The sequence below is a fragment of the Nonomuraea turkmeniaca genome, assembly GCF_005889735.1.
Taxonomy (GTDB): domain Bacteria; phylum Actinomycetota; class Actinomycetes; order Streptosporangiales; family Streptosporangiaceae; genus Nonomuraea; species Nonomuraea turkmeniaca.
In genome coordinates, this window is the sequence record NZ_VCKY01000026.1 from 29,716 (window position 1) to 54,638 (window position 24,923).

The 24,923-nt window shown below is 68.2% G+C and carries 23 protein-coding genes and 1 pseudogene; 6 read left to right on the forward strand and 18 right to left on the reverse strand.

Going from position 1 to position 24,923, the window contains the following annotated elements:
- Positions 1-144: 144 nt before the first annotated feature.
- Positions 145-2,955, reverse strand: a complete 2,811-nt coding sequence (locus tag ETD86_RS10595) for an AfsR/SARP family transcriptional regulator (RefSeq protein WP_138665953.1) — start codon at positions 2,953-2,955, stop codon at positions 145-147.
- Between the two features lie 361 nt (positions 2,956-3,316).
- Here ETD86_RS10595 and ETD86_RS10600 point away from each other — a divergent pair, with 361 nt between their 5' ends.
- The 4 genes from ETD86_RS10600 to ETD86_RS10615 all read left to right on the forward strand — a co-directional run bounded on the left by ETD86_RS10600 (position 3,317) and on the right by ETD86_RS10615 (position 6,124).
- Positions 3,317-3,979 carry a hydrolase gene (locus tag ETD86_RS10600; protein WP_138665954.1) on the forward strand — a complete coding sequence of 221 codons (663 nt, stop codon included), beginning with the start codon at positions 3,317-3,319 and terminating at the stop codon, positions 3,977-3,979.
- Positions 3,980-4,023: 44 nt separating this feature from the next.
- Positions 4,024-4,536 (forward strand): DoxX family protein, encoded by a 513-nt coding sequence (locus tag ETD86_RS10605; protein WP_211369961.1) that lies wholly within the window; start codon positions 4,024-4,026, stop codon positions 4,534-4,536.
- 184 nt (positions 4,537-4,720) lie between these two features.
- A complete protein-coding gene (locus tag ETD86_RS10610) occupies positions 4,721-5,446 on the forward strand; it encodes an alpha/beta fold hydrolase (protein ID WP_138665955.1) in 726 nt (241 codons plus the stop codon).
- Positions 5,447-5,668: 222 nt separating this feature from the next.
- The gene (locus ETD86_RS10615) at positions 5,669-6,124 is read left to right on the forward strand and encodes a hypothetical protein (RefSeq protein WP_138665956.1); all 456 of its coding nucleotides are present in this window, start codon (positions 5,669-5,671) and stop codon (positions 6,122-6,124) included.
- 193 nt (positions 6,125-6,317) lie between these two features.
- Here the strand turns inward: ETD86_RS10615 and ETD86_RS10620 are convergent, their stop codons facing one another.
- The 16 genes from ETD86_RS10620 to ETD86_RS10700 form a co-directional block, all read right to left on the reverse strand.
- Positions 6,318-8,102, reverse strand: a complete 1,785-nt coding sequence (locus ETD86_RS10620; RefSeq protein ID WP_246147835.1) for an SLC5/6 family protein — start codon at positions 8,100-8,102, stop codon at positions 6,318-6,320.
- A gap of 408 nt (positions 8,103-8,510) precedes the next feature.
- Positions 8,511-9,179, reverse strand: coding sequence for a response regulator (locus ETD86_RS10625; RefSeq protein WP_138665958.1), 669 nt, complete (start codon positions 9,177-9,179; stop codon positions 8,511-8,513).
- Complete coding sequence (locus ETD86_RS10630; protein WP_138665959.1) at positions 9,176-11,716, reverse strand: DUF4118 domain-containing protein; 2,541 nt, start codon at positions 11,714-11,716, stop codon at positions 9,176-9,178. The genes ETD86_RS10625 and ETD86_RS10630 overlap by 4 nt, the downstream gene beginning before the upstream one ends.
- On the reverse strand, positions 11,713-12,531 hold the full coding sequence (locus tag ETD86_RS10635) for a potassium-transporting ATPase subunit C (protein WP_138665960.1): 819 nt from the start codon (positions 12,529-12,531) through the stop codon (positions 11,713-11,715). Before ETD86_RS10635 ends, ETD86_RS10630 begins: the two co-directional genes overlap by 4 nt.
- Entirely contained in the window at positions 12,532-14,685 is a 2,154-nt protein-coding gene (gene kdpB, locus ETD86_RS10640) for a potassium-transporting ATPase subunit KdpB (RefSeq protein ID WP_138665961.1), read from the reverse strand.
- 2 nt (positions 14,686-14,687) lie between these two features.
- Positions 14,688-16,349 (reverse strand): potassium-transporting ATPase subunit KdpA, encoded by a 1,662-nt coding sequence (gene kdpA / locus ETD86_RS10645; RefSeq protein WP_138665962.1) that lies wholly within the window; start codon positions 16,347-16,349, stop codon positions 14,688-14,690.
- Positions 16,349-16,438: a K(+)-transporting ATPase subunit F gene (gene kdpF, locus ETD86_RS10650; protein ID WP_138665963.1), complete on the reverse strand. Its 90-nt coding sequence runs from the start codon at positions 16,436-16,438 to the stop codon at positions 16,349-16,351. The genes kdpA and kdpF overlap by 1 nt, the downstream gene beginning before the upstream one ends.
- Before the next feature lie 560 nt (positions 16,439-16,998).
- On the reverse strand, positions 16,999-17,475 hold the full coding sequence (locus ETD86_RS10660; RefSeq protein ID WP_138665964.1) for a DUF1707 SHOCT-like domain-containing protein: 477 nt from the start codon (positions 17,473-17,475) through the stop codon (positions 16,999-17,001).
- Between the two features lie 229 nt (positions 17,476-17,704).
- The gene (locus ETD86_RS10665; RefSeq protein ID WP_138665965.1) at positions 17,705-18,913 is read right to left on the reverse strand and encodes a cytochrome P450; all 1,209 of its coding nucleotides are present in this window, start codon (positions 18,911-18,913) and stop codon (positions 17,705-17,707) included.
- Positions 18,914-19,110: 197 nt separating this feature from the next.
- Entirely contained in the window at positions 19,111-19,872 is a 762-nt protein-coding gene (locus ETD86_RS10670) for an ABC transporter permease (protein WP_138665966.1), read from the reverse strand.
- Positions 19,873-19,881: 9 nt separating this feature from the next.
- On the reverse strand, positions 19,882-20,673 hold the full coding sequence (locus tag ETD86_RS10675) for an ABC transporter ATP-binding protein (RefSeq protein WP_138665967.1): 792 nt from the start codon (positions 20,671-20,673) through the stop codon (positions 19,882-19,884).
- Positions 20,673-21,086: a DUF1048 domain-containing protein gene (locus ETD86_RS10680; protein ID WP_138665968.1), complete on the reverse strand. Its 414-nt coding sequence runs from the start codon at positions 21,084-21,086 to the stop codon at positions 20,673-20,675. Before ETD86_RS10680 ends, ETD86_RS10675 begins: the two co-directional genes overlap by 1 nt.
- A gap of 2 nt (positions 21,087-21,088) precedes the next feature.
- Positions 21,089-21,418 carry a PadR family transcriptional regulator gene (locus tag ETD86_RS10685; RefSeq protein ID WP_138665969.1) on the reverse strand — a complete coding sequence of 110 codons (330 nt, stop codon included), beginning with the start codon at positions 21,416-21,418 and terminating at the stop codon, positions 21,089-21,091.
- A gap of 543 nt (positions 21,419-21,961) precedes the next feature.
- Positions 21,962-22,384 carry an SHOCT-like domain-containing protein gene (locus ETD86_RS10690; RefSeq protein ID WP_138665970.1) on the reverse strand — a complete coding sequence of 141 codons (423 nt, stop codon included), beginning with the start codon at positions 22,382-22,384 and terminating at the stop codon, positions 21,962-21,964.
- An 11-nt stretch (positions 22,385-22,395) separates the two neighbouring features.
- Positions 22,396-22,653, reverse strand: coding sequence for a hypothetical protein (locus tag ETD86_RS10695; RefSeq protein ID WP_211369962.1), 258 nt, complete (start codon positions 22,651-22,653; stop codon positions 22,396-22,398).
- The gene (locus ETD86_RS10700) at positions 22,653-23,090 is read right to left on the reverse strand and encodes a DUF2089 domain-containing protein (protein WP_211369963.1); all 438 of its coding nucleotides are present in this window, start codon (positions 23,088-23,090) and stop codon (positions 22,653-22,655) included. Before ETD86_RS10700 ends, ETD86_RS10695 begins: the two co-directional genes overlap by 1 nt.
- 427 nt (positions 23,091-23,517) lie before the next feature.
- Here ETD86_RS10700 and ETD86_RS59995 point away from each other — a divergent pair.
- A pseudogene (locus ETD86_RS59995) lies at positions 23,518-23,616 on the forward strand (AraC family transcriptional regulator); the annotation flags it as partial.
- 215 nt (positions 23,617-23,831) lie between these two features.
- On the opposite strand, the gene ETD86_RS10710 reads toward ETD86_RS59995, so the two are convergent.
- The gene (locus ETD86_RS10710; protein WP_211369964.1) at positions 23,832-24,416 is read right to left on the reverse strand and encodes a TetR/AcrR family transcriptional regulator; all 585 of its coding nucleotides are present in this window, start codon (positions 24,414-24,416) and stop codon (positions 23,832-23,834) included.
- A gap of 179 nt (positions 24,417-24,595) precedes the next feature.
- Between ETD86_RS10710 and ETD86_RS10715 the strand changes: the two genes are divergently transcribed.
- A complete protein-coding gene (locus ETD86_RS10715) occupies positions 24,596-24,826 on the forward strand; it encodes a hypothetical protein (protein ID WP_211369965.1) in 231 nt (76 codons plus the stop codon).
- Positions 24,827-24,923: the final 97 nt, after the last annotated feature.

Here is a 24,923-nt window from a genome sequence, read left to right on the forward strand (position 1 = left end):
ACGCACCCGCAACAGACCCGGAACAGGGCGGACTGCTATGCCTGCCCGGAAGGCGGCATCCATCATGAAGTAGGTCCTTCCTTGGCGTACCGAGCCTAGGAAGGACCCTGTGTATGAACTGTGCGAGATCTGTGACAGGGCTGTTCAGAGAGCTGCCAGCTTGGCGCTGATCTCGTCTGCCGCCGGATGGCGCAGGTCGGTGAGGATCGTCAGGGCGGCCTGCCACGCCTCGCGCGCGGCCTCGCGCTCTCCGGCGTCCATGTGCACATCCCCCAGTCGCCGGAGCGACGATGCCTCGGGATGACGGGCACCCATGCTGTGGCGTAGCTCGGCCGCGCGCCGATAGGCGGTGATGGCCTGCTGGAACTGCCCGAGCCGGTGCCTGGCGTACCCGACGCTGTCCCACGCCGCGGACTCGCCCCGGCGAAATCCCAGCTCCGCCAGTCGCTCGACCGCGCTCTGGCAACATTCCAGGCCCTGCTGGAAGTGACCGAGCTGCATGTGGTACCAGCCGACGTCGTTGAGCGTGGCCGCCTGCCCGCGAGCGTCGCCGCTGACGGTGAACAGCTCAAGCGCCTGCTCAGTGAGGGCCAACGCCTCCGTCGTCCGTCCCTGCCTGTTGAGCTCGTAGGAGACGTAGCGCATGGCCTGCGCCTGGTTGTCGAGATCGCCCACTCTGCCGAACAGTTCGACCGCGCGGTAGACGTATTCGAGCGCCTCGTGCGTGCGCCCCAGGTCGCTCGCTGCGCCGCCCAGGCTGTGATACGCGTGAGCCTGCGCGCCGACGTCCCCCAGCCGTTCGGCGGCCTGGAGCGCCGTCCGATGAGTGGCCAGCGCCTCCTCCCGATAGCCCCTCCGCTCAAGAAACTCCGTCAGCGCCCAGGCCAGTTGCCAGGCGTGCCTGTCGAACCCCGACCGCGCCGCCGTCTGGATGGCGGCGACCAGCGCGCGATGCTCCGTACGCAGCCAGGTCTCCGCCCGCTCCTCGTCGGCGAAGCGGGTCTCCGGGACGCCTGGCACGGGCGGCTCCACCGTGATCCCTTTAGTCAACGGCGCGATCGCTAGGTGGGCGGCATGGGCCGTGTGCAGGTAGTAGTCCAGCACGCGCTGCAGGGCCTTCCGGCCCTCGCCCTCGTCGGTGAGTTCGGCGGCGTAGGCGTGCAGGAGGTCGTGGAAGGCGTACCGCCCTGGCGATGTCTCGGTAAGGAGGTTGGCCGCGACCAGCTCGGCCAGAAGCGTCCTGGCCGGGGCGCCGGCGAGCGCGGCGGCTGCGTCGAGGCCCACCTCGCCGCGGCCGGGGTGAACGGCGAGCAGCCGGAACAGCCGGGCCGCGGGCTCGCTGAGCGTCCTATAGGACCAGGAGAAGACGGTCCTGGCGTCGATGGCCGTGTCGGGGCCGGTGAACGCGTGCAGGCTGCCGTCCGTGTGGCGCAGCTCGGCCGCGATGGACGACAGGGTGAAGGCGCGGTTCGCGGCCGCGCGGGCCGCCACGATCGCCAGCGCCAGCGGCAGCCGCGCGCACAGGGCGATGATCTCTTCGGCCGCGTCCGGCTCGGCCGCCACCCGGGCCTCGCCCAGCCGCCGGGCCAGGAAGTCGCGTGCCTCATCGACCGGCAGCACGTCGAGGGCAAGCGCATGCGCCCCGTGCATGGCGACCAGCCCGAGCAGGTGGTTCCTGCTGGTGACCAGGACGAGCGCGCCCGGGGTGCCCGGCAGCAGCGGCGTCACCTGCGCGGTGTCGCGCGCGTTGTCGAGCAGGATCAGCATCCGCCGCCCGGCCAGCGAACTGCGGAACAGCGCCGCGCGCGCGTCCAGGCCCGACGGCACGCGTTCAGGCGGCACGTCGAGGGCTTCCAGGAATCCGCGCAGCACGTCGGCCGGGCCCAGGGCCTCTTCGGTCGGGTCGAAGCCGCGCAGGTTGACGTAGAGCTGGCCGTCGGGGAAGCGGCCGGCGAGCCGGTGCGCGACGTGGATCGCCAGCGTGGTCTTGCCGATTCCGGCCATGCCGCCGATCGCGCTGATGAGAACGGTCTGGTGTGCGCCGGGCACCCGTTCGAGCAGCTCCGCGACCTGTTCGTGGCGGCCGGTGAAGGCCGCCACGTCCACGGGCAACTGGGCCGGCACCACCGCGGGAAGCCCCGGCGCGGGACGTACAGGCTGTGCGGGCTGCGCGGGAGGTGTGGCGGACTCGGACAGGACGGCGTCGTGCGCCGCACGCACCTCAGGACCCGGGTCGACGCCCAGCTCGTCCGCGAGCCGCTCTCGAAGGGCGTGGAAGACGGTGAACGCGGCCGCCTGCTGTCCGGTGGCCGCGAGCATACGGATCAGCCTGGCCTGCAACGACTCGTCCAGCGGATACGCCTCAGCCGCCCGCTGCACCGCCACCAACGCCCGCCCCGGAGCACCGGCGCGCAGCGCCACGTCCGCAGCCTGGCGCACCGCGCTCACATACTCCCGCTCCAGCGCGACGAACACCGGATGGATGCGAACGTCCACCTCCACGTTGGCCGCCACCGGCCCCTGCCACAGGCCGAGCGCCTCCACCAGCAACCGCACGCACAGCTCGGAGTCCCCCGCCGCATCCGCGCGCAGGGCCTGGTCCACACCGCGCCGGAAGACCAGCAGGTCCACGTCGTCGGCGGCCGCCCCCAATCGGTATCCGCCCCCGCTGCGCACCAGCAGAGTCCCCTCCGAACGCGGCGGCAACTCCGGGTCGAGCAGCCTGCGCAGTTTGCCGACGTAGCGCTGCACGATGTTGACCGCGCTCGCCGGGGGATCGTCCCGCCAGAGCACGTCCACGATGTCCTCAACGGTCACCGCCCGGTCCGAGCCTGCCAGCAGCAGCGCCAGCAAGGCCCGCTGTTGTGGAGGCCCGAGCTCGAGTTCCGACCCGTTCCGCCAGACTCGTACGGGCCCGAGCACCGCGAAACGAAGATCACAACTGGACCGCTCCATACCACTCCGCCCTGCGATGCGGTCACCGCCGCCCGAACACCGCAGCACAGCGTACAACCGCACATAACCGGAGGTCGGCGCGGGTGTGTCGCCACTCAGCTCGCCTCTCGCGCGGAGACCACGGCGGCGGGCGGACACGTCCTGTGCCGTGCAGTCCGGGAACAACAAAGGCCACCATGAGGAAAGAAACGGCCGGCCGAGCCGGGCTAGCGTGATCGGCACGGCGCCAGATCGACTCCCGCCCCCTCCGGTGCGGCAGGGAGTGGTCCGCCCCCTATCCGCGGCAACCCGAGAGGGCGCCGCTCCCCCCGCCCCGCATTCCGTGCGGGCGGGATCACGCCCTGCCAGAGAGGAAATCGTCATGGTCGACTTCGCCCAGGTGAAGCCCGTCCCCAGCCCGGACCTGCTCACTCCGCACAACGCGGTCATGCTCTTCGTGGACCACCAGCCGCAGATGTTCTTCGGCGTGGCCAGCGGCGACCGCGCCGCCATCATCAACAACACGGTTGGTCTGGCGAAAACCGCTCGGGCCTTCGACGTTCCGGTAGTGCTCACCACCGTCGCCGCGGAGTCCTTCTCCGGCCCGATCCTGCCGCAGCTGACCGAGGTCTTCCCCCTGAACGAGGTCCTCGACCGCAGCACGATGAACGCGTGGGAGGACGCCTCGGTCGTCGAGGCCATCAAGGCGACCGGCCGTAAGAAGATCATCCTGTCCGGCCTGTGGACCGAGGTGTGCCTGGTGCTTCCGGCGCTTTCGGCGCTCGGCCAGGGCTACGAGCTCTACGTCGTCGCCGACGCTTCCGGCGGTGTGAGCTCCGAGGCGCACGGGCACGCCATCCAGCGTATGACCGCCGCGGGCGCGGTCCCGGTGACCTGGGTTCAGGTCCTGTTGGAGCTGCAGCGGGACTGGGCCCGTCAGGAGACGTACGGGACGGTCATGGAGATCGTCAAGGAACACGCCGGCGCCTATGGCCTCGGGGTCTTGTACGCGCAGACCGTCATTGGCGCGCACGCGGCGGGCTGACCCATGCCCCGCCACTGCGGCCGCACCGCACCACGGGGTGGCCGGTGAGCCCCACGCTGCTGAACCTCGGTCTGCTGATCTTGCGCCTGGTGACCGGGCTGCTGATCGCCGCGCACGGCATCCAGAAGATCAGTTTCCACCTGGGCGGCAAAGGGCTGGAGGGCGGCACCCGCGAGTTCCGCGAAGACGGCTTCCGCGGCGGCCCCCTCACCGCTCTGGCCGCCGGGGCGGGCCAGATCGGCTCCGGCCTGCTACTGGCGGCCGGCTTGGCGACCCCGCTCGCCGCCGCCGGCGTCATCGGTGTCATGACGGTGGCGCTCACCGTCAAATGGCGCCACGGCTTGTGGGTGCAGAACGACGGCTACGAGTATCCGCTGTTCCTCATCACCACGGCCACCGTCCTCGCCGCCACCGGGCCGGGGCAGTGGTCCGCCGACCAGGTGATCGGCCTGCTGCCGGTTTCGGCATGGTGGTCCGCCGTCGCTGTGACGGTCGGGCTGGGCAGCGGGCTGCTGGCCCGGCTCCTGCTGCACCGCCCGGCGGCGCCGGCCGACTAGCCGGACCTCGCACGATCCGTATGACCATGCGTATCCCGCATGCGCATCGCAGGGGCACTCCCTGCCCACATGAGCTGACCCGAGGGCAGCCGTCCGCGCCTCAGACACCACCGCAGCCGGCGGACCCCTGACCTCGGGTCGGCGTCGGCCGATCGAACCACGCCAACACAGAGAGAGTTGCGTCATGTCCCGTCTTGACAGCCCGACCGTCGTCCTGGTCCACGGCGCGTTCGCCGACGCGTCCAGCTTTGCTCGCGTCATCCCCGAACTGATCGCCCGCGGCCTCAACGTGGTGGCCCCTGCGGTCCCCAACCGCAGTCTGCTCGGCGACTCCGCCTACATCGCCTCGATCGTCCGCCAGTTGCCCGGTCCGGTCATCCTGGTCGGACACTCCTACGGCGGCGCGGTCATCACCGTCGCCGGAATGGAAGACAACGTCAAGGCACTGGTCTTCCTGGCCGGCTACGCCCTGGAGGAGGGCGAGAGCCTGGGCGAGTTGCAGGGCCGCTTCCCCGACTCCGACCTCGCCAGTGTCCTCGTCTACACCCCCTTCCCGATCGAGGGCTCCACCGAGGCCGGCACCGACGTGTCGGTCCAGATCGACAAGTTCCCGGCGGTCTTCGCCGCCGACGTCGACCCAGGCCTCGCCTCTGTCCTCGCCGTCTCCCAGCGCCCGCTGGCCGCGCAGGCCTTCGCCGAGAAAGCCCCGGCCGCAGCCTGGAAGACCAAGCCTTCCTGGGGTTTGGTCGCCACGGCCGACCGCACCATCAACCCCGACGTCGAGCGTTACGGCTACGAACGAGCCGGCATGACCACCGTCGACGTGCACTCCTCGCACCTCGTGATGCTCGCCCACCCTGAACGTGTCGCCGATCTGATCGTCGACGCCGTCCGGGCCACCGCTCACTGATCCGCCCTACTCCTCGGCCTCGGCCGCCAGCAACGCGCCAGCAGAAGCGATCTTCGCCTCCGAAGCTCTGGGTGTGTATCAACCACACCCAGAGCGTCAGGTGACACGCGAACCGCCCGCATGCCAGCCAATGTGACCGAAAAGTTGGCCAGTGTGGGGTCGCCGTAGCGACGTTACTGGCACTGTTGTGAGGGTGAGCCGACACCGAAGAGGGAGCCGCCGATGATCACTGACCCGACGATCACCCGGATCGGCGAGGGGGTGGAGCTGCACCACCACCGAGGTCAGCGTGAGGCCGCTCGCGACCTGTTCGCGCAGATCTGGGATGACATCGGCGGCGAACAAGGCGACCCGCTGCATGTTTGCGTCCTTGCCCACGCGATGGCGGATGTGCAAGACGACGTACACCAAGAGCTGCTTTGGGACCTGCGCGCGCTTGACGCCGCCGACCTGCTCACCGATGAGCGGGTGGCGCAAGCCGGGGTGACGCTTTCGGCGGCCGGCTTGTACCCGTCGTTGCACCTCAACTTGAGCGAGTGCTACCGCAAGCTGGGCGATCTCGGCCGCGCTCGTGAGCACCTCCAGCAGGCACAAAGCACGATCGACGCGCTTGGCGACGACGAGTACGCGCAGCTCATCAAGAGTGGCCTGGAGCGCCTGACCGAACAGCTGAGATGAGGGCCTCCACCGGGGCTCTTGTTCTTGGCCGCCTATTGACCGAAGCCGGGGCCCGAACTGCGGAAATACACTACAAGATCGGCTCCGCCGGCTTGGATACGCCCGAGGCGCCGAACTCCGACTCCGGCCTCCACGGCGAGGGCTTTCGTCAGGGGACCTGGCGGCTAGGCCAGTCGACGTCGACCACGTCCTGTCAGCCGACGTGAACGATGGGACGCCGGTCCGGATCGGGTTCGGCTTGGCGGAGGACTTCGCGGGTCAGGGGCGGGATGTCGCCGCCGCCGAAGATCAGGTAGCGCAGCAGGGCGCCGATGGGGTTGCCTTCGGCGGCCCAGTGGAAGTACACGTGCGGGGTTTTGCCGGTCTGGTCGCGCAGATGCAACAGCAGGGCGGCGACGGCGTTGGCGACGGTGGTGCTCTGCATACGCAGGACGCGAAAGCCGTGACGTTCCTCGCCGGTGATGCGGAGTTCGCCGGCGAATTCGGAGGCATCCGGGATGGTGACCTCCAGGAAGAGCAGGCCTTCTCTGGTACGCAGGCGGTGTAGCTCCCACGCTTCCCGGGCCTTGTCGATGTATTCCTTGGCATCGCGGGCGTGCGGTTCGTTGGCGATGAGGTAGATCTCGCCTGCTTCGTTGATGAAACGGCGGGCGTGATCGTCCAGGTGAATGTGGGTGACGCGCAACTCCGTGGACCGAGTGGCTCGGGAGATGAGCGAGATGACCACGATGGCCAGCACGAAAAGCAAGGCGATCACGAGCCCGTCGGGCCGCTCGATGATGTTGGCGACGGTGGCGTAGGCGAAGATCAGCGTGATGAGGCCGAAGAAGACGGCGGCTCTGGTGTGACGCTTGATCCGGGCAGACAGGGTGACCGCGACGGCGGCCGACAGGATCAGGGCCAGGACCCCGGTGGCGTAGGCGCCGCCCTGGGCCTCCACCTCAGCGTCGAAGATCAAGGTGATCAGGAAGGCGATGCCGGTGAAGACCAGCACCATGGGGCGGATGGCGCGGGTCCAGTCCGGGGCCATGCCATAGCGGGGCAGGTAGCGCGGCACGATGTTGAGCAGTCCGGCCAGGGCAGAGGCCCCGGCGAACCACAAGATGGCGATGGTGGACAGGTCGTAGGCGGTGCCGAACCAGTCGCCCAGGTACAGGTGGGCAAGATAGGCAAGGGCGCGACCGTTGGCCGCGCCGCCCTCGGCGAATTCCTCGGCAGGAATGAGCACTGTGGTGGCGAAGCTGGAGGTGATCAGAAAGACGCTCATGATGAGCGCGGCGGTGGTCAGCAGCTTGCGAGCACCTTTGATCCGTTCCGTCAACTCGCCCTTGATCAGAGGCATGACGGCCACGCCGGTTTCGAAGCCTGACAGGCCCAGGGCGAGCTTCGGCATCACGTACAGGGAGACCGCCACCATCGCAATCGGGCTCGAGTAGTCGGCGGTGAGAGTGTTCTGCCAGTTCGTCACCTGCTCGGGGTGGGTGAGCACGCGCTGCACTGCGGTGGCCACCACGACCACATTCAGCAGGAGGTAGACGGCGACCAGAACGACCGCGATGGAGATGGCCTCGCTGAAGCCGACCAGGAACACCCCTCCCAGCGCAGCGATCAGCACCAAGGTGACCGGCACCTGCCAACTCGCCCACGCATGGGGGACGAACGGGTTGTGCAGGATGTGCGCGGTGGCGTCGGCCGCCGACAGGGTGATGGTGACGATGAAGGCGGTGGCCACAAAACCGAGCAGGAACAGCACCAGCAGCTTGCCCCGCCAGCCGGGCAGCAACCGCTCCAGCATCGACAGCGACCCCAGTCCATGCTGGCTCTGCTCGGCCACCGCCCGATAGGTCGGTAACGCACCGAACAGCGTCAGCGCGACGAGCAGGAGCGTGGCCACGGGACTCAGGGCGCCGGCGGCCAGGGCGGCGATACCGGGCTGGTAGCCGAGAGTGGAAAAGTAGTCCACGCCTGTCAGGCACATCACCTGCCACCATCTGTGCTGATGGCCTGGAGTCTCCTCTTGCGGCGGATGGCTCACGAGGCCTTCCGGGCGCTGCAAGCCCTTCAGCAGCCACCGCCGCAGTGCCGTTCCCGGCATTGCCGAACGTTGCCCCACCTCGGCCACTGGCCCTCCACAAGAAATCGTCAAGACGAATGCACCCTAGTGAGGCCAAGAGCCGTGCCCGCGTGATCATGGCGTCAAGAAAACGTCAATATTTCGGCGGCGTCAGTGGATCATCTGCTTGACGAGACCGTTGATTTCTGGGACAGGCGCTGATCAGCAGCGCCTACGCGAGCATGCGGGCTTCTGGGCGGCTCGGCCACGATGGCCGCGAACAGCGCCGATCCCTCCCACAGGGCGAGGCCGGATGCCCAGACAGGGCGGAAGTCATGGGACGAACCGGTAGCCCATGCCCGGTTCGGTGATCAGATGTACCGGGTGGGCGGGGTCGCGTTCGAGTTTCTTGCGCAGCTGCGTCATGTACTGGCGCAGGTAGTGCGTCTCCTTGACGTACTCGCTGCCCCACACCTCGGTCAGCAGGTGACGCTGGGTGATGAGGTTGCCGGGATTGCGCACCAGGATCTCCAGCATGTGCCACTCGGTAGGCGTCAACCGCACGCCGCCCGAGATGGTTTTGCCGATGAGGTCCACTGAATGATCGCCGAGCTGGACGCGGGCCGGCTCCGTCTTCTGGACGGTGAAACGCCGGGAGACGGCGCGGATGCGGGCGAGGAACTCCTCGATGCTGAACGGTTTCGTGACGAAGTCGTCGGCACCGGCGTCCAGAGCGTCGATCTTGTCCTGACTTCCGGACCGGCCCGACAGAACCACGATGGGTGTCTGGGTCCAGCCGCGCAAGCCGTGGATGACGTCCACGCCGTCGATGTCGGGTAGACCGAGGTCGAGCACGACCAGGTCGGGATGCCATTCGGCGGCCTGGCGCAGGGCGGAGGCGCCGTCGCCGGCGACCGCGACCTCGTAGTGGCGGGCGACCAGATTGATGCGCAGTGCGCGGAGGAGCTGCGGCTCGTCGTCCACGACGAGGATCTTGGTCATGGCGCCACCGCCTTCGACGAGATGGGCATCTGGACGATCATGGTAAGGCCGCCCCCGGGTGTCTCCTCGGGTTCGAGGGTGCCGCCCATGGCCTCCGTGAGCCCGCGTGAAAGCGCGAGTCCCAGTCCGACGCCGGTGCCGTTGTGACGGTCGCCGAGCCGCTGGAACGGCTGGAAGACCCGCTCGTGGGCCTCAGCGGGAATGCCGGGACCGCGGTCGATGACGCGGATTTCGACCACGTCGTCGTGCGTGCTGGCGGTGACCAGCACCGTCTGATCCGCGGGACTGTGGCGAACGGCGTTGGTCATCAGGTTGACGAGGACCCGTTCCAGCAGCGCCGGGTCGGCGATGATCTCGGGCAGGTCGAAGGAGATGTCGCCTTCAACGCGGTCGCGCAGCGGCCCGAGGTCGTCGACGGCACGGGGGACGATCTCCTCCAGGGCGACGGGCTGGAGTGCCAGCCCGAGTACCCCGGCCTGCAGGCGGCTCATGTCGAGCAGGTTCTCCACCAGACGGTCCAGCCGGTCCAGGGACTCGTCGGCGGTGGCCAGCAGTTCGTTGCGGTCCTCGGTGGTCCAGGTGACGTCGCGGCTGCGCAGGCTCTCGACGGCGGCCTTGGCGGCCGCCAGTGGGGTGCGCAGGTCGTGGCTGACGGCGGCGAGCAGCGCGGTGCGCATCTTGTCGGCCTCAGCCAGGGGCTTGGCAAGCTCGGCTTCTTCCTGCAGGCGTTCTTGGCGCAGCGCGACGGCGGCCTCGGCGGCGAAGGCCTCCAGCACTCCTCGGTCGCTGGCGTCCAGCAGTCGACCCTGGGCAGCCAGGACCAGTCGGTCGTCGATCGCGACGTCGGTGTCGGCCTTGGCGGGTGCGGTGCAGGGAGCGGCGCCGGCGGTGGCGATGATGCGCCAGGCGGCGGGTTCGGAAATGTCGTCGGGGGTAGGCTCGCCGAGGCGTTCGAGCAGGGTGACCGAGTCCAGGGCGAACGTCTCCCGCAGCCGGCCAAGTAGTGAGGGCAGCGCGGCCTCTCCTCGCAGCACATGCCCGGCCAACGTGGACAGCACTTCGGCGTTGGCGCGAGCGCGGGCGGCCTCTCTGGTACGGCGGGCGGCCAGGTCGACGATCGTGCTGACGGCTGCGGCGACCAGCAGGAATACGACGAGCGCGAGGAGGTTCTCGGGCTCGGCGATGGCGAGCCGCCCGAGCGGTGGCGTGAAAAACCAGTTGAGCAGCAGGAATCCGCCGACGGCGGCGACGATCGCCGGCCACATGCCGCCGATCAGTGCGACGCCGATGACCAGGCATAGGAAGAGCAGGATCTCGCTGGTCAGTGAGAGCGCGTCACGGGACGGGGCGAGCGCGGCGGCCAGCAGCGGCAGGCCCGCCACCGCAACCACCCACCCGGTGAGCCTGCGCTTCCTGGTCAGGGCGGCTCGGGAGTGTTCGGGCCGCCTGCGGCCCCTCTTGGCCTCCTCGTGAGTGACGAGGTGGACGTCGATGGGGCCGGACAAGGCCGTGGTCTCCACCCCCACGCCGCGCGAGAGGATCTGGGCGAAGCGGCCGCGGCGGGAGGCGCCGAGGACGAGCTGGGTGGCGTTGACGCCGCGGGCGAAGTCGAGCAGTGCACGGGGAATGTCATCGCCGACGACCTGGTGGTAGGTACCGCCCATGCTCTCGACCAGGGCACGCTGGCGGGCCAGGCTGGCTGGGTCGCCGCTGGCAAGCCCGTCGGCTCTGGTGACGTGGACGGCCAGCAGGTCGGCGCCTTTGGTGCGGGCGGCGATGCGGGCGGCCCGGCGTACCAGGGTGTCGCCTTCGGGCCCGCCGGTCAGGGCGACGACGACCCGCTCGCGGGCTTCCCAGGTTGTGGCGATGCCGTGGTCGGCGCGGTAGCGGTCGAGCTGCTCATCCACCTTGCCCGCGACCCACAGCAGCGCCAGCTCGCGCAGCGCGGTGAGGTTGCCGACGCGGAAGTAGTTCGACAGCGCCGCGTCCACCTTCTCGGGGCCGTAGACGTTGCCGTGGGCCATGCGGCGGCGCAGCGCCTCGGGGGACATGTCGACCAGCTCGATCTGGTTCGCCCGCCGCACCACCTCGTCGGATACGGTCTCGCGCTGCGGGATCCCGGTGATCTGGTGGACGACGTCGTTGACCGATTCGAGGTGCTGGATGTTGACGGTGGAGACGACGTCGATGCCGGCGTCGAGGATCTCATCGATGTCCTGCCAGCGCTTGGCGTTCTTCGAGCCGGGCACGTTGGTGTGGGCCAGCTCGTCGATCAGCGCCACCGTCGGCCGGCGCGCGATGACCGCCTCGACGTCCAGCTCGGTAAAGGTGGCCCCACGGTAGATCAGCGTCTTGCGAGGGATGATCTCCATACCCTCCAACAGGGCGGCGGTGCGGGCGCGGCCGTGAGTCTCGACGAAACCGACGACCACGTCCCGGCCCCGCTCGAGCCCGCGGCGGCCCTCACCGAGCATCGCGTACGTCTTGCCCACCCCGGGGGCCGCCCCGAGGTAGACCCGCAAGCGCCCCCTCTTCATGACCGATCCAGAGCCAGATTGAGTTCGAGCACGTTCACCGCCGGCTCGCCCATGAAGCCGAGGGCCCGCCCGGTGGTGTGCTCCGCGATCAGGGCCTTCACCCGATCGAGCGGCAGCCCGCGTTCCCTGGCCACGCGCGGCGCCTGGAGCTCGGCGTAGGCGACGGAGATGTCGGGGTCGAGGCCAGAGCCGCTGGCCGTGATCGCGTCGGGGGGCACCGCCACCGTGGTCACGTTCCCGCGGATCGGCACGGTCCTGCCGGCCGAGTAGTCCTCCCCGGGCCGGGCGCATTCGACCTGCAGTCCCTGGTAAGTAGCGATGAAGGGGGTGGCGGGGCAGGCCTGGTTGACGCTGGCAGCCCGGTCAGGCAAGACCTTGAGCACCGCGCCGAGCCCGTCAGGGGTGCAGTATGGGCGAGCGCCGCTGACGCCTTCCAGCTCCCCGACCGTTCTGGACCGGGCGCAGACCTGAGTGAGCAGCGACTTTCTATCAGGCGTGTCGATGATGTCTTCGGGGCCGAGGTTGCTGGCCGCCGTGGAGGTTGGGTCGTACCCGTCACCGGCCGCCGAGGGCCGCGACTGGAAGTACTTCTTGACCGGGTTGCCCTCGGCGTCGGTGAAGGACTGGCCGATGAGCGCGCTGCCGACGACCTTGCCGTCCTTCTGGACGAGAGAGCCGTTGGCCTTGTCGTTGAACAACGCCTGGGCCACTCCGGTGGCCAGGAGCGGGTAGATGACGCCGGTGACCACCGTCAGCACGAGCAGCGCGCGTAGCGCGGCGATGTGCTGGCGGACCCAGCTGGGCATGCGGTCCATTTATGACATCCCCGGAAGGAACTGGATCAGTAGATCGATGAGCTTGATGCCGAGGAACGGGACGACGATCCCGCCCAGGCCGTAAACGTAGAGGTTGCGTGACAGGAGCTTGGACGCACTGGACGGTCGATACATGACCCCGCGCAGCGCGAGCGGGATCAGCGCGATGATGATCAGCGCGTTGAAGATCACGGCCGACAGGGTCGCCGACTGCGGACTGGCCAGACGCATGATGTTCAACGCGTCCAGACCCGGGTAGACCGCCGCGAACATGGCCGGGATGATCGCGAAGTACTTGGCGATGTCGTTGGCGATCGAGAACGTCGTCAACGCCCCGCGCGTGATGAGGAGTTGTTTGCCGATCTCGACGATCTCGATCAGCTTGGTCGGGTTGGAGTCCAGGTCGACCATGTTCCCTGCCTCCTTGGCGGCGGAGGTGCCGGTGCTCATCGCCACGCCGACGTCAGACTGCGCCAGGGCGGGAGCGTCGTTGGTGCCGTCGCCGGTCATCGCCACCAGCCGGCCGCCCTCCTGCTCCTTCCTGATCAGCGCGAGTTTGTCCTCGGGGGTGGCCTCGGCCAGGAAGTCGTCCACCCCGGCCTCGTCCGCGATGGCCTTGGCGGTCAGCGGGTTGTCACCGGTGATCATCACGGTGCGGATGCCCATCCGGCGCATCTCGTCGAACCGTTCCCGCATGCCGTCCTTGACCACGTCCTTGAGATGGATCACGCCGAGCACGCGGCCCTTCTCGGCCACCACCAGCGGAGTGCCGCCGGAGGCCGAAATGCCGTCCACAAGATGGCCGACCTCGTCGGTCGGGTGACCGCCCGCATCGCGTACCCACTTCATGACGGCGGTGGCGGCGCCCTTGCGCACTTCCCTGCCGTCCCCACCGGATGCGCCCGAGTCCGGCGCGATGTTGACGCCGGACATGCGGGTCTGGGCGGTGAAGGGCACCCATTCGGCGTGGGACAGCTCGCCCGGCTGACGTTCGCGCAGCCCGTAGGCCTGCTTGGCATAGACGACGATGGATCGGCCTTCGGGGGTCTCGTCCGCCAGGCTGGACAGCTGCGCCGCCTGCGCCAGCTCATGCTCGCTGACGCCCGGCACGGGGACGAACTCCGATGCCTGCCGGTTGCCCAGGGTGATGGTGCCGGTTTTGTCCAGCAGCAGCGTGGAGACGTCCCCGGCCGCCTCGACCGCTCGGCCGGACATTGCCAGGACGTTGCGCTGGACGAGCCGGTCCATGCCGGCGATGCCGATGGCCGACAGCAGTGCGCCGATCGTGGTCGGGATCAGACAGACGATCAGCGACACCAGCACGATGCCGGTCACGCCGTCGCCAGTCAGCGCGAGCGAGTCCGGCACGCCGGGGTTGATCTCCTTGGAGTAGATCGCCAGCGGCTGCATCGTGGCCGTGGCGACCAGGAAGATGATCGTCAGAGCGGCGAGCAGGATGTTGAGCGCGATCTCGTTCGGCGTCTTCTGCCGGTTCGCGCCCTCCACCAGGGCGATCATGCGGTCCACGAAGCTCTCGCCGGGCTTTTGCGTGATCTGGACGATGATGCGATCGGAGAGCACCTTCGTGCCGCCGGTGACCGCGGAGCGGTCGCCGCCGGACTCGCGGATGACCGGCGCGGACTCGCCGGTGATGGCTGACTCGTCCACGCTCGCGATGCCGTCGATCACGTCCCCGTCGCCGGGTATGATCTCACCGGCCTCGACGATCACGTAGTCCCCCTGCTGAAGCTCGGCCGCGCCGATCACGTCCCACTGGGCGTGATCGTCACGGCTCTTGAGGCGGCGGGCGGTCGAGTCGCGCTTGGCCGCACGCAGCGTCGCGGCCTGCGCCTTCCCGCGGCCCTCGGCCACGGCCTCGGCCAGATTGGCGAACACCACGGTCATCCACAACCATACGACGATGGCCCAGGCGAACCACGACGGGTCGATGATCGCCAGGACGGTCGTGAAGACCGCGCCGATCTCGACGATGAACATGACCGGGTTGCGCCACATGGTGGCCGGATTGAGCTTCTTCAGCGCGTCAGGCAGCGACCTGATCATTTGCTTGGGGTCGAGCAGTCCGCCGCCGACTCGGCCGTTCTTCTTGGGAGTCGGCGCCTGGCTCGAGGATTCGAGCACGTGCGTTGACATGTCTAGCGGATTCCTTCTGCGAGCGGGCCGAGCGCGAGCGCCGGGAGGAACGTCAGGGCGACCAGAATGATCGTGACGCCGACCACCAGGCCGACGAACTGCGGCCGATGTGTCGGCAGCGTGCCCACCGAGGCCGGGACCGGTGCCTGTTGAGCCAGCGAGCCCGCCAGCGCCAGGGCCAGTACGATCGGCACGAACCGGCCGAAGGCCATGCATAGGCCCAACGTGGTGTTGTGGAAGACGGTGTTCGCGCTGACACCTGCGAACGCCGAGCCGTTGTTGTTGGACGCGCTCGTATAGGCGTAGAGGATCTCCGACAACCCGTGTGGACCGGAATTGAGCATCGCCGAACGGCCGACCTCGGTGCCCATCGCCACGGCCGTGCCGACCAGCACCAGCACCGGGGTGACCAGGAAGTACAGCGAGGCCAGCTTGATCTCACGGGCGCCGATCTTCTTGCCCAGGTACTCAGGGGTGCGGCCCACCATCAGGCCCGCCACGAACACCGTGATCACCGCCAGGATCAGCATGCCGTACAGGCCGGAGCCGACCCCGCCGGGGGCCACCTCGCCGAGCAGCATGTTGAAGATCAGCATTCCGCCGCCCAGCGCAGTGTAGGAGTCGTGAAACGAGTCCACCGCACCGGTGCTGGTCAGCGTGGTCGCCGAGGCGAACATGGCCGAGTTGGACGTGCCGAAGCGCGCCTCGCGGCCCTCCAGCGCCGCGCCGATCGCCTGCGGAACGGTGCCACCCGCGCTCAGCTCGGCCCAGTTCGTCAGACCGACGCTGATCATTGCGATCACGCCCATGACGGCGACGATCGCGTAGCCCTGCCGGTTGTCGCCGACCATGCGGCCGAACGTGCGCGGCAAGCAGAACGCGATCACCAGCAGCAGGAAGATCTCGAACCAGTTCGTCCACGACGTGGGGTTCTCGAACGGGTGGGCCGAGTTGACGTTGAAGAAGCCACCGCCGTTCGTGCCCAGATCCTTGATCGCCTCCTGCGAGGCGACCGCGCCCGGGGTGAACGTCTGCCGGCCACCCGTCAGAGTGGTCCACGTGCTGTGGTCGGCGAAGGTCTGGATCACGCCGCCGGCGACCAGCACCAGCGCGGCGACGAACGCGATCGGCAGCAGGATGCGGATCGTGCCGCGGACCAGGTCCACCCAGAAGTTGCCCAGCGTGTGGGTCTTCTTGCGGGAGAAGCCGCGTACCAGGGCGATCGCCACCGCCATGCCGACGGCCGCGGAGACGAAGTTCTGCACGGCCAAACCCGCGGTCTGCACCAGGTGGCCCATGGTCGACTCGCCGGAGTACGCCTGCCAGTTGGTGTTGGTGGCGAAGCTGACCGCGATGTTCCAGGCCAGCGCCGGCTCCACCGGCTCCATCCCGAGGGCCAGGAACAGGTGGCTCTGCAGGCGCTGCAGCGCGTACAGGAACAAGATCGAAACTATCGAGAACGCCAGCACGCTGCGCGCGTAGACGCCCCAGCGCTGCTCGCTGTCGGGCTGGACGCCGAGCAGCCGGTAGATCACCCGCTCGACGGCGTTGTGCCTGGTGCCGGTGTAGACGCGATACATGTAGTCGCCCAGCGGCTTGTGGCACAGAGCCAGGGCGAGCAGCAGGGACGCGATGAACAGGATCCCGGCCAGGGTCGGGGACATCAGAAACGCTCCGGGAACAGCAGGGCCACGACCATGAAGACCACCAGGCCGACGACCACGACAAGGCCGGCGGCGTTGACGGCACTCATAGGACCGACTCCGTCGGCCCTATGAGTGCCAGGCAGCTGTGTCTGACGGTTCGCTCGCTTCGCTCGCTCACAGCCGCTCCACCGCCTTGACGACCAACCCCAAGACCACGAAGACCGCGATCGTCAGGGCTACGAAGACGACGTCCGTCATCTCCACTCCTCAGGTACAAGACATGTTGGTTACGGCCGCGCCTAACCAGGCGGCCGTACGACCAGCAAATCCCGGATTTTGTGGCGTTTTGTCGTTCTTGACGGATTCCATACGGCCGCGTCCCGAATATTGACGCCGTTCCTACGGGGGCCGGACGACGGCGCCGCAGCGTGTTGATCGCCTTCGTCAACGGCGCACCCGCCCGAGGCCTCGCCTCGCCGTTCGGCCGCCAGCACATCAACGTGATCGGCACCTACACCTTCGCGCTGATGCCGCCCGGACAGGCCCTCCTGGTGGAAGCTGCGCAGGGCCTCACGACCGGACGGCGGCCACGTCATGGCGCACTACGAAGTCGCACCACGCGCGAGATGGCAGGACCCGGATACCGCGATATCCGGGCTCTGCCGCGTCACCGGCGCGGCGCCTGCCACCGCGTGTCGAGCCGGCCGTGCCGCATTCGGTACGGCACAGCATGGTGGCGATCAGCGGGGACGCGGGGCTCGGGCGCGCTGCGCACCGCGCTGGTCAGGTCCAGCATCACGTCGCACCACGCGGTGCGCAGCGCCAGCCGGTACGGCAGCGTCCACCGGCCGTCACGGCGCACCGAGCCGTGCCGCTCCTTGATGGTGAGCAGTTCGGCGGCCGGCGTCCCAGTGAACGGCAGCGTGAGTGCGCCATCCCTGCCTGGCACCGCGATCAGATCGGTGAATAGCGGGGCCAGCGCGTCGATGGTGCGGGCGGCCAGCGCCGCGTCCAGCCGCTCGTCGAACTCGACCGGGTCGAGCCGGCCGTCGGCGACGGCGGCGCGCAGCACTTCGGTGACCCGGTCGCGGTCCTCGTCGGACGCGCGCAGCGAGGGTGCGGAGGACTTCTCAAGACCCTGCACGTGGATCTCCTGTGTCGTTCATCGGGGTCTCTTCGTTGGCCCAGACGGTGTCACTCGCAGAACACCTGCACCTTGGTGCCGGCCTCGCCGACGTCGAGAACCCTCGCCAGAGTGTGGTGTGCGAGGAGCGTACGGGGCACAAACGGGCCGCGGACGCGATCGCCGCAGGCGAGCAGTCACAGCGGTGGCGGGCGGCCCGTACGCGCCCTCGCCTGTCATTGGTTCGTGGTTACGCGTCCCAGGTGACGGGGAGGCTCTTGACCCCGTAGATGTCGGCGCTCTCCGGGCGCAGGGCGATCTCTTCGGCGGGTACGGCCAGGCGCAGTGTGGGGAAGCGGTTGAGGAGTGCGGGGAGGGCGACTCGCATTTCGACGCGGGCGAGCTGCTGGCCCAGGCATTGGTGGATGCCGTGGCTGAAGGCCAGGTGACCGCCGTCCTGCCTGTGCACGTTGAGCGCGTGGGGGTCGGGGAAGCGCTCGGGGTCGCGGTTGGCGGTGTGGAGGGACAGGATGACCGTCGTACCGGCCGTGATGGTGTGGCCGCCCAGCTCGATGTCCTCCAGCGCGACCCGGAAGAACTGCTTGGCGACGCTCAGATACCGCAGCAGCTCTTCCACGGCCGGGTCGGTGAGCGCGGGCTCGGCGCGCAGCGCGGCAAGCTGGTCCGGGTTCTGCAGCAGCGCGAAGGTGCCCAGCGCCAGCATGTTCGCGGTGGTGTCGAATCCGGCCGACAGCAGGATCAGGGCCATCCCCTGCAGCTCCTCATCGGTCAGATCGCTGTCGAGCAGGTCGCTGAGCACGTCGTCGGTGGGGTTGGCGCGCTTGGCGGCCACCAGCTCCGCAAGGTACTGCTGGGTCGCGATGTAGGCCGCCATCAGCTCCTCGTCGCTGACCTCCCCGCCGAGGAACTTGTCGATGTTCTCCTGGAAGAAGCCCCGGTCCGCGTCCGGCACCCCCAGCAGCTCACAGATCACGATGGCGGGGATCGGCTTGGCGAACGCGGTCACCAGGTCCGCCGACGGCCCGGCCTTCTCCATCGCGTCCAGGTGCTCGGCGGTGACCTGCTCGACGCGCTCGGTGAGCAGTCGCATCCGCCGCACGGTGAACTTGCCCACCAGCGGCTTGCGGTAGCGGCTGTGCTGAGGCTCGTCCATCAGCAGGAACTCGCCGGGCGGCGCCGGGGGGACCTCGATGTCGCCGTAGTCGACCAGCGGGTGGTGGCGCATGAGCTCCCTGCGCGAGCTGAACCGAGGGTCGGCCAGGACCGACCGGACCAGTTCGTAGCCGGTGATCAACCAGCCCTGGTGTCCGTCAGGGAAGGGGAAGCGGCTGATCGGGCCGTGCTCACGGGCCTCGACCAGTTCCTTGGGCGGGTCGAAGGGACAGCCGGCCTGACGCGCCGTCGGCATCGTGGTGACGGTGTGGAGGGATTCACTCATGATCTTTCCTTGTCTCGCGATAGGACGTGTTGTGTGGAGCTCGAAGGGTGCGTTGCAAGGGATGGCAGCGAGCCACATGCTCTGGCGGGTATGCCGACCCGTGTCGGCGGCGGTGCGGGGGTCGCTCCGGCGACCGCGCCGCGATCTGCCTGTTCGCCCTGCTCATCGGGATCAGGGACAAGCCCGACCGGTACGACCTAGGAGATCTTGCGGCGGTAGGTGTTCATGGCGAAGACGTAGGCGACGATGAGGATGCCGACACACCAGGCGAGGGCGATCCAGATGTCGGTGCCGACCGGTTGCTGGCTGAACAGGTTGCGAAGGGCGTTGACGATAGAGGTGACCGGCTGGTGCTCGGCGAAGACGCGCAGCGGGCCGGGCATGGTGTCGGTGGGCACGAAGGCCGAGCTGAGGAAGGGCAGGAAGATGAGCGGGTAGGAGAACGCGCTCGCGCCGTCCACGGACTTCGCGGTGAGACCAGGGATGACGGCGATCCAGGTCAACGCCAGGGTGAACAGGATCAGGATGCCGGCGACCGAGAGCCACGCCAGCACTCCCGCCCCCGAGCGGAAGCCCATGAGCAGGGCCACGAGCACGACGACCACGAGTGAGATCAGATTGGCGACCAGCGAGGTCAGCACGTGCGCCCACAACACCGACGACCGCGCGATCGGCATGGACTGGAAGCGCTCGAAGATGCCGCCCTTCATGTCCATGAACAGCCGGAATGCGGTGTAGGCGATGCCCGAGGCGACCGTGATCAACAGAATGCCGGGCAGCAGGTAGTTCACATACGAAACCGACCCGGTGTTGATCGCGCCGCCGAACACGTAGACGAACATCAGCATCATGGCGATCGGCATGATCGCGGTCGTGACGATGGTGTCCATGCTGCGGGTGATGTGGCGCAGGGAGCGTCCCAGTAGGACGGCGGTGTCGCCGAAGAAATGCTTGCTCATCGTTGCTCCTTACGCGTTCGTGCCGGCGTTGCGGTTCTTGCCGTCGGCACCGACGAGCGCGAGGAAGACGTCCTCGAGGGTCGGCTGCTTTTCGACGTATTCGACCTTCGCGGGCGGGAGTAGCTGCTTGAGCTCGGCGAGGGTGCCGTTGACGATGATCCGGCCCTCGTGGAGGATCGCGATCCGGTCGGCGAGTTGTTCGGCCTCGTCCAGATACTGCGTCGTGAGCAGCACCGTCGTACCCCGGCCGGCGAGCTCCCTGACGGCCTGCCACACCTCGATGCGCGCCTGGGGGTCGAGCCCGGTCGTCGGCTCGTCGAGGAAGACGACCGGCGGGTTGCCGATGAGGCTCATCGCGATGTCGAGGCGGCGGCGCATGCCACCCGAATACGTCGACACCTTCCGCGCGCCCGCGTCGGTCAGCGAGAAACGCTCGAGCAGGTCGTCGGCGATCTTGCCGGGATTCTTGAGATGCCGTAACCGGGCGACCAGCACCAGGTTCTCCCGCCCGCTGAGGATCTCATCGACGGCGGCGAACTGTCCGGTGAGACTGATCGACTCCCGCACGTCCGCCGCCTGCGCGGCGACGTCGAAGCCGTTCACGCGGGCCATGCCCGCGTCGGCCTTGAGCAGCGTGGACAGGATCTTCACGGCCGTGGTCTTGCCCGCCCCGTTCGAGCCGAGCAGGGCGAAGATGCTGCCCCGCGCCACGTCGAAGTCCACGCCGCGCAGCACCCGCAGCTCCTTGTACGACTTCTCCAGGCCTTGCACCTGGATCGCCGGAGCTTGCTGTGTCGTCATCAGTCTGTCCTGTCCTTTCTTGCGGTGTCTTCGCCGGCGGCGCGCTCGACGGCGCTGGTGAAGCGGTTCCGCTCCCGGGCTCTGTACTGCCCGATCGGGTAGTTGGCCACGAACGCCTCGACGAACTCCACGGGGTCTTCCCCGAAGATGTCGCGGATCGGGGTGCCGTCCGCCACGCTCTGTTCGAACAGATCGGCGAGGTCCTCGTACATCGCCATCGCGCCGGCGCCGTCCGCCGGTCCGAAGTGCATCAGGTACCGCTCCAGCGCTTCGACTGCCGTGCGATAGTTCTCGGGAAGCTGCTTGATGCGCGCCTTGTACTGCCGGTAGCGCCGCTTGTCCTCGAGCGACCCCGTGATGATCTCCAGGTACTGCAGGTAGCGGCTCTTCGGCTCGCCCGACCCTGTGGCCATGTCTAATTGCCTCCTTTGCGGAGCTGTTCGAGCCTCTCGGCGAGGAAGCTCCAGGTCCTCCAGAACTCTTCGAGGTACTCCCGTCCCTGAGCGTTCAGGGAGTACACCTTGCGCGGCGGCCCCTTCTCGGACGGGACCTTCTCCACGTCGACCAGGCCGCGCTGCTCGACCCGGACCAGCAGCGCGTAGATGGTGCCCTCGGCGATGTCGGAGAAGCCCTGATCCCGCAGCCACGCCGTGATCTCGTAGCCGTACGCGGGCCGGGCGGACAGGATCGCGAGGACGACGCCCTCCAGCGTTCCCTTGAGCATCTCCGTCATCTGCTTGCCCATGGAAACCCCCCTTCAGCTACTCCATAACGCTAACTACCGGTACAAAGTAACACTGACTACTGGTACTTAGCAACACCGAATAGCTAGGGTGCGATCGGGGATCGTGAGCATGTGGGTGCGAGCGCCGCGAGCGCTGAACTGTTCATGGCATCCACCATCGCCGGTCGCGCTGATACCGGGCTGTTGCGGTGCTGACACGACACCGCGGCAGACCCGATCGCCGCCGGGACGTCCGCCGGCCTGGGGCGCCTCCCGATGCGGCAGCGCACAGCGCTGCAGCGTCGCCTGGCTTCCCCAGGCCCCTGCACGTGGGTCGCGGGCCCGTCGCCACGGCTCGTCGCCCGTCACGCGATCGATGGCGTCGGTCAGCCGTTCCGCTTGCGGATGATCCACTGACCCTCGGGGTGCTTCGGCGAACTCCACAGGGTCCTCCCCGACGGCTTCGCGGATCGGGGGTTCGATTCGCCGCGCTCTGCTGTAACGGGCGCGGCCTCGGAGAGATGTTCCAGCATCCTCCCGGGGGCCTGTCCAACCGGACGGCGCCTACTCGCAGAAGACACGCAAGTGGCCATCGGACTGCTCGAGCTCCACGACCGCCTCGTCGAGGTGCTCCACGAGCGCCTCGAGGTGTTCTGGCTTGAGCTGCGTCAGATCGAACGGCACACCCGACTTGCTCAGCTCGGCGTTGGCCCGCTGCAGTGCCTGCGGCGGGATCAGGGCCGCCAGCTGCACGCCGGCCCGCAGCAGCTGCAGCGGCACCCGCACGTTGAGCCGCCCCGACTCGCCGTCCTCGAGGAACTCCATCACCACCCGCAGGTACTTCGCCTTGCCTTTCGGCCGGGCGGCGGGACTGGCGGCCGCCGGCGGCTGGGCTCGTTCGAGTGCGGCGATGAGCCGCTCCGCCTCCTCTGCGGTGATCTTGCCCTCGGCGAGCATGTCGAGGATGTCCTTGCGCTGTTCGTTCATCGCAACCTCTCCTATCGGATGGCTACGAGCACAGCCGTACGGCTGTACTCGACGTCGACCCGGGTACCGGGCAACGCGGAGACGATGCGCCAGCCGGTGCCGAGTGCCCGCACCACACTGACGCTGAACACGAGGCAGGCCACAGCCGCCCCCACTACGACCAGGACCACGACCGGCGAGAGCACGAGCACCATGGGAAGCACCGGGACCCACACCCGGATCGGACGACGGCCCGGGCGTTTTACCCGCACGGTCAGCAACTGCGGCATCACGTCGGCCCCTCCAGTTCGGACAACGCCTGCTGTGCGGTGATCTCGCCGCGGCGCAACCGATCGATGATGTCGGCCCGCGACGGCGCCGGATCGGTCTCGACGAAGTCGAGCATCTGCGTGATCCGGTTCAGTCGTGCTTTGATCGTCGGGTAGCTCACCCCGAAGATCCGTTCCATCTGCTTGATGGAACCGTGGCACCGCACGAACGCCGTGACGAAGACCTGATCCTCGACGCTGAGCTGAGCCAGTTGCGGCAGCTCGAACTCGCCCTCGATAGCGACGCCGTTGCCTGTCAGGCGCACCCGCTCGACGAGGAACGGCTGGCCCCGGGTCAGGTTCGTGAGCTCCTGCCAGTCCATCGCCTGATCTGTCATACCTAAAGATATATCGGACCAGTTATCAACTTTCAAGAAGTTGATCTTAATTTTCTTCATACTTGCGTCCTTCGGGCTTCTTGCTGCTCGCGACCGCGATGCCGCATGCCGTGAATCGAGGGTGACCCGTGATGGTGCCGAGCCGAGATCCATGCCGCGATCTCGCGCCGCTGCTGCGTCGCGCGGAGAGGTTCGACAGGACCAGGACGGAAGATGTCGGGAGAGATTTTGTTGCCCACCGTGAAGCGCTCCGGCTCGGCTCGTCGCCCGAGCTGCGCGCCTCTCATGCGGACCGGGAGGTCGCCCTCGGCGATGACCCGGTTCGGCTCGACGCTCATCTGCGGAACTGCTCGAAGTATGCGCCCAGTTCCGTCTTCACGCCCGGCATTCCGCTGGGGTGTTCGGGCTGTGCTCGTGGCACTCGGGGCCCACGTACCTGTCGACGGCGGACAGGTCCTTGCCCGCCCGGAGCGATCGACGTCGCCGGGGGCACGTCGGCTTCGCCGCCGACACGTCGCTACGCCAGCATCTGCACGCCGCCATCGGCGTCTCACCGCTTACCTACCGGCGCACCTTCCGGGGCGCCCTGCCATCGAACCGCGGAGCATCACCGGAGATACCGCTCCTCAAACGCGGTGATGAACTGGGGTGGCATCGGGGTCGCGCCGCAGACCGCGAGGCCCACCGTCGCAGGTCAGCGGTATGTCCGTGGAAAATCCCTCCGGTCCGGGACAGGGGGTGACCCGACGGAGCGGGGTACGGCGGTTCCGGGGGCGTGTCGCCGTCGGGTGATGCGGCGCGTCAGCTCTGTTGTGTGGCGTCCAGCAGCGTGAGGGCGTTGTGGATGCCCTGCTCGAGGACGGCGTCGGCGAGTTGCCGGTCGGCCAGGGCGCGGGAGAGTTGCAGTGTGCCGACCATTCCCGCATAGACGGTGAGCGTCTTGACGCGTGCCGACTGCGGGTCGTGCGGCGCCAGACGCGCGGCGAAGTCGTCGATGATGTCCAGCACACCGGCGGTGTAGGCCTGCCTGGTCACGTCCGTGCAGCGGCCGATCTCGTCGAGCAGGGCGGCTGACGGGCAGCCTTCGCCGGGGTTGTCGCGGTGCTCGGGCGACAGGTACTGACGCACGATCTGCTCGACTCCGGCGCGTCCCGGCGCCACCGCGCTGAGGTTTTCGCGCTGTTCGCGAAGCTGGTCGGCGACGGTGGTGGCGACCAGCTCCTCCTTGGATGCGAAGTGGGCGTAGAAGGCGCCATTGGTCAGTCCCGCGTCCGCCATGAGCGTGGCGACTCCGGAGCCGTCGATGCCGTCCTTCTTGAGCCGGCGGCCGGCGGTCTCGATGATCCGCTGCCTCGTCGCCTGCTTGTGCTCCTTGCTGTACCGCACCACGCGCTCCTCCTCCGGCGGGAGGTCCCACGCGCCTCCCCATACCCCATCTTCGTACGATCATAATCTAAATTCGGCGGAACCCTTGTGCTCGGGCGGCGTCTCATCCTATGGTCGTATGGTCATAATCTAAAGGCGATGCACGAGCAGCGTGCGCAGCACTGAGCAGGAGCGTCACCATGGGAGTAAGCCCTCAGGCACAGCGGTTCGCGCAGTTCCTTGAGAGCGCGAGCGGGAAGTCCTCGACGCCAGGCCTCGACCTGGCCATCGTCGAGACAAACCATCGGGAGTCGACCGAGCCGGAAGGCGCGACCTACGCCGAAGTGGACGCGAACGGCGTCCCCGCCCCCTGGTGCATCCCGAGGGCGCTGACCCCAGCCGAGCGCGCCAAGCCGACCGGCCCGCCGTAGACCTTCTGGACGAGCAGGTTCCCAACGGGCCCGAGGGCGGGCGCAGGCGAAGGGACATGAAGATCTGTTCGCGGCGACGCTGAGTTCCTGACCATGG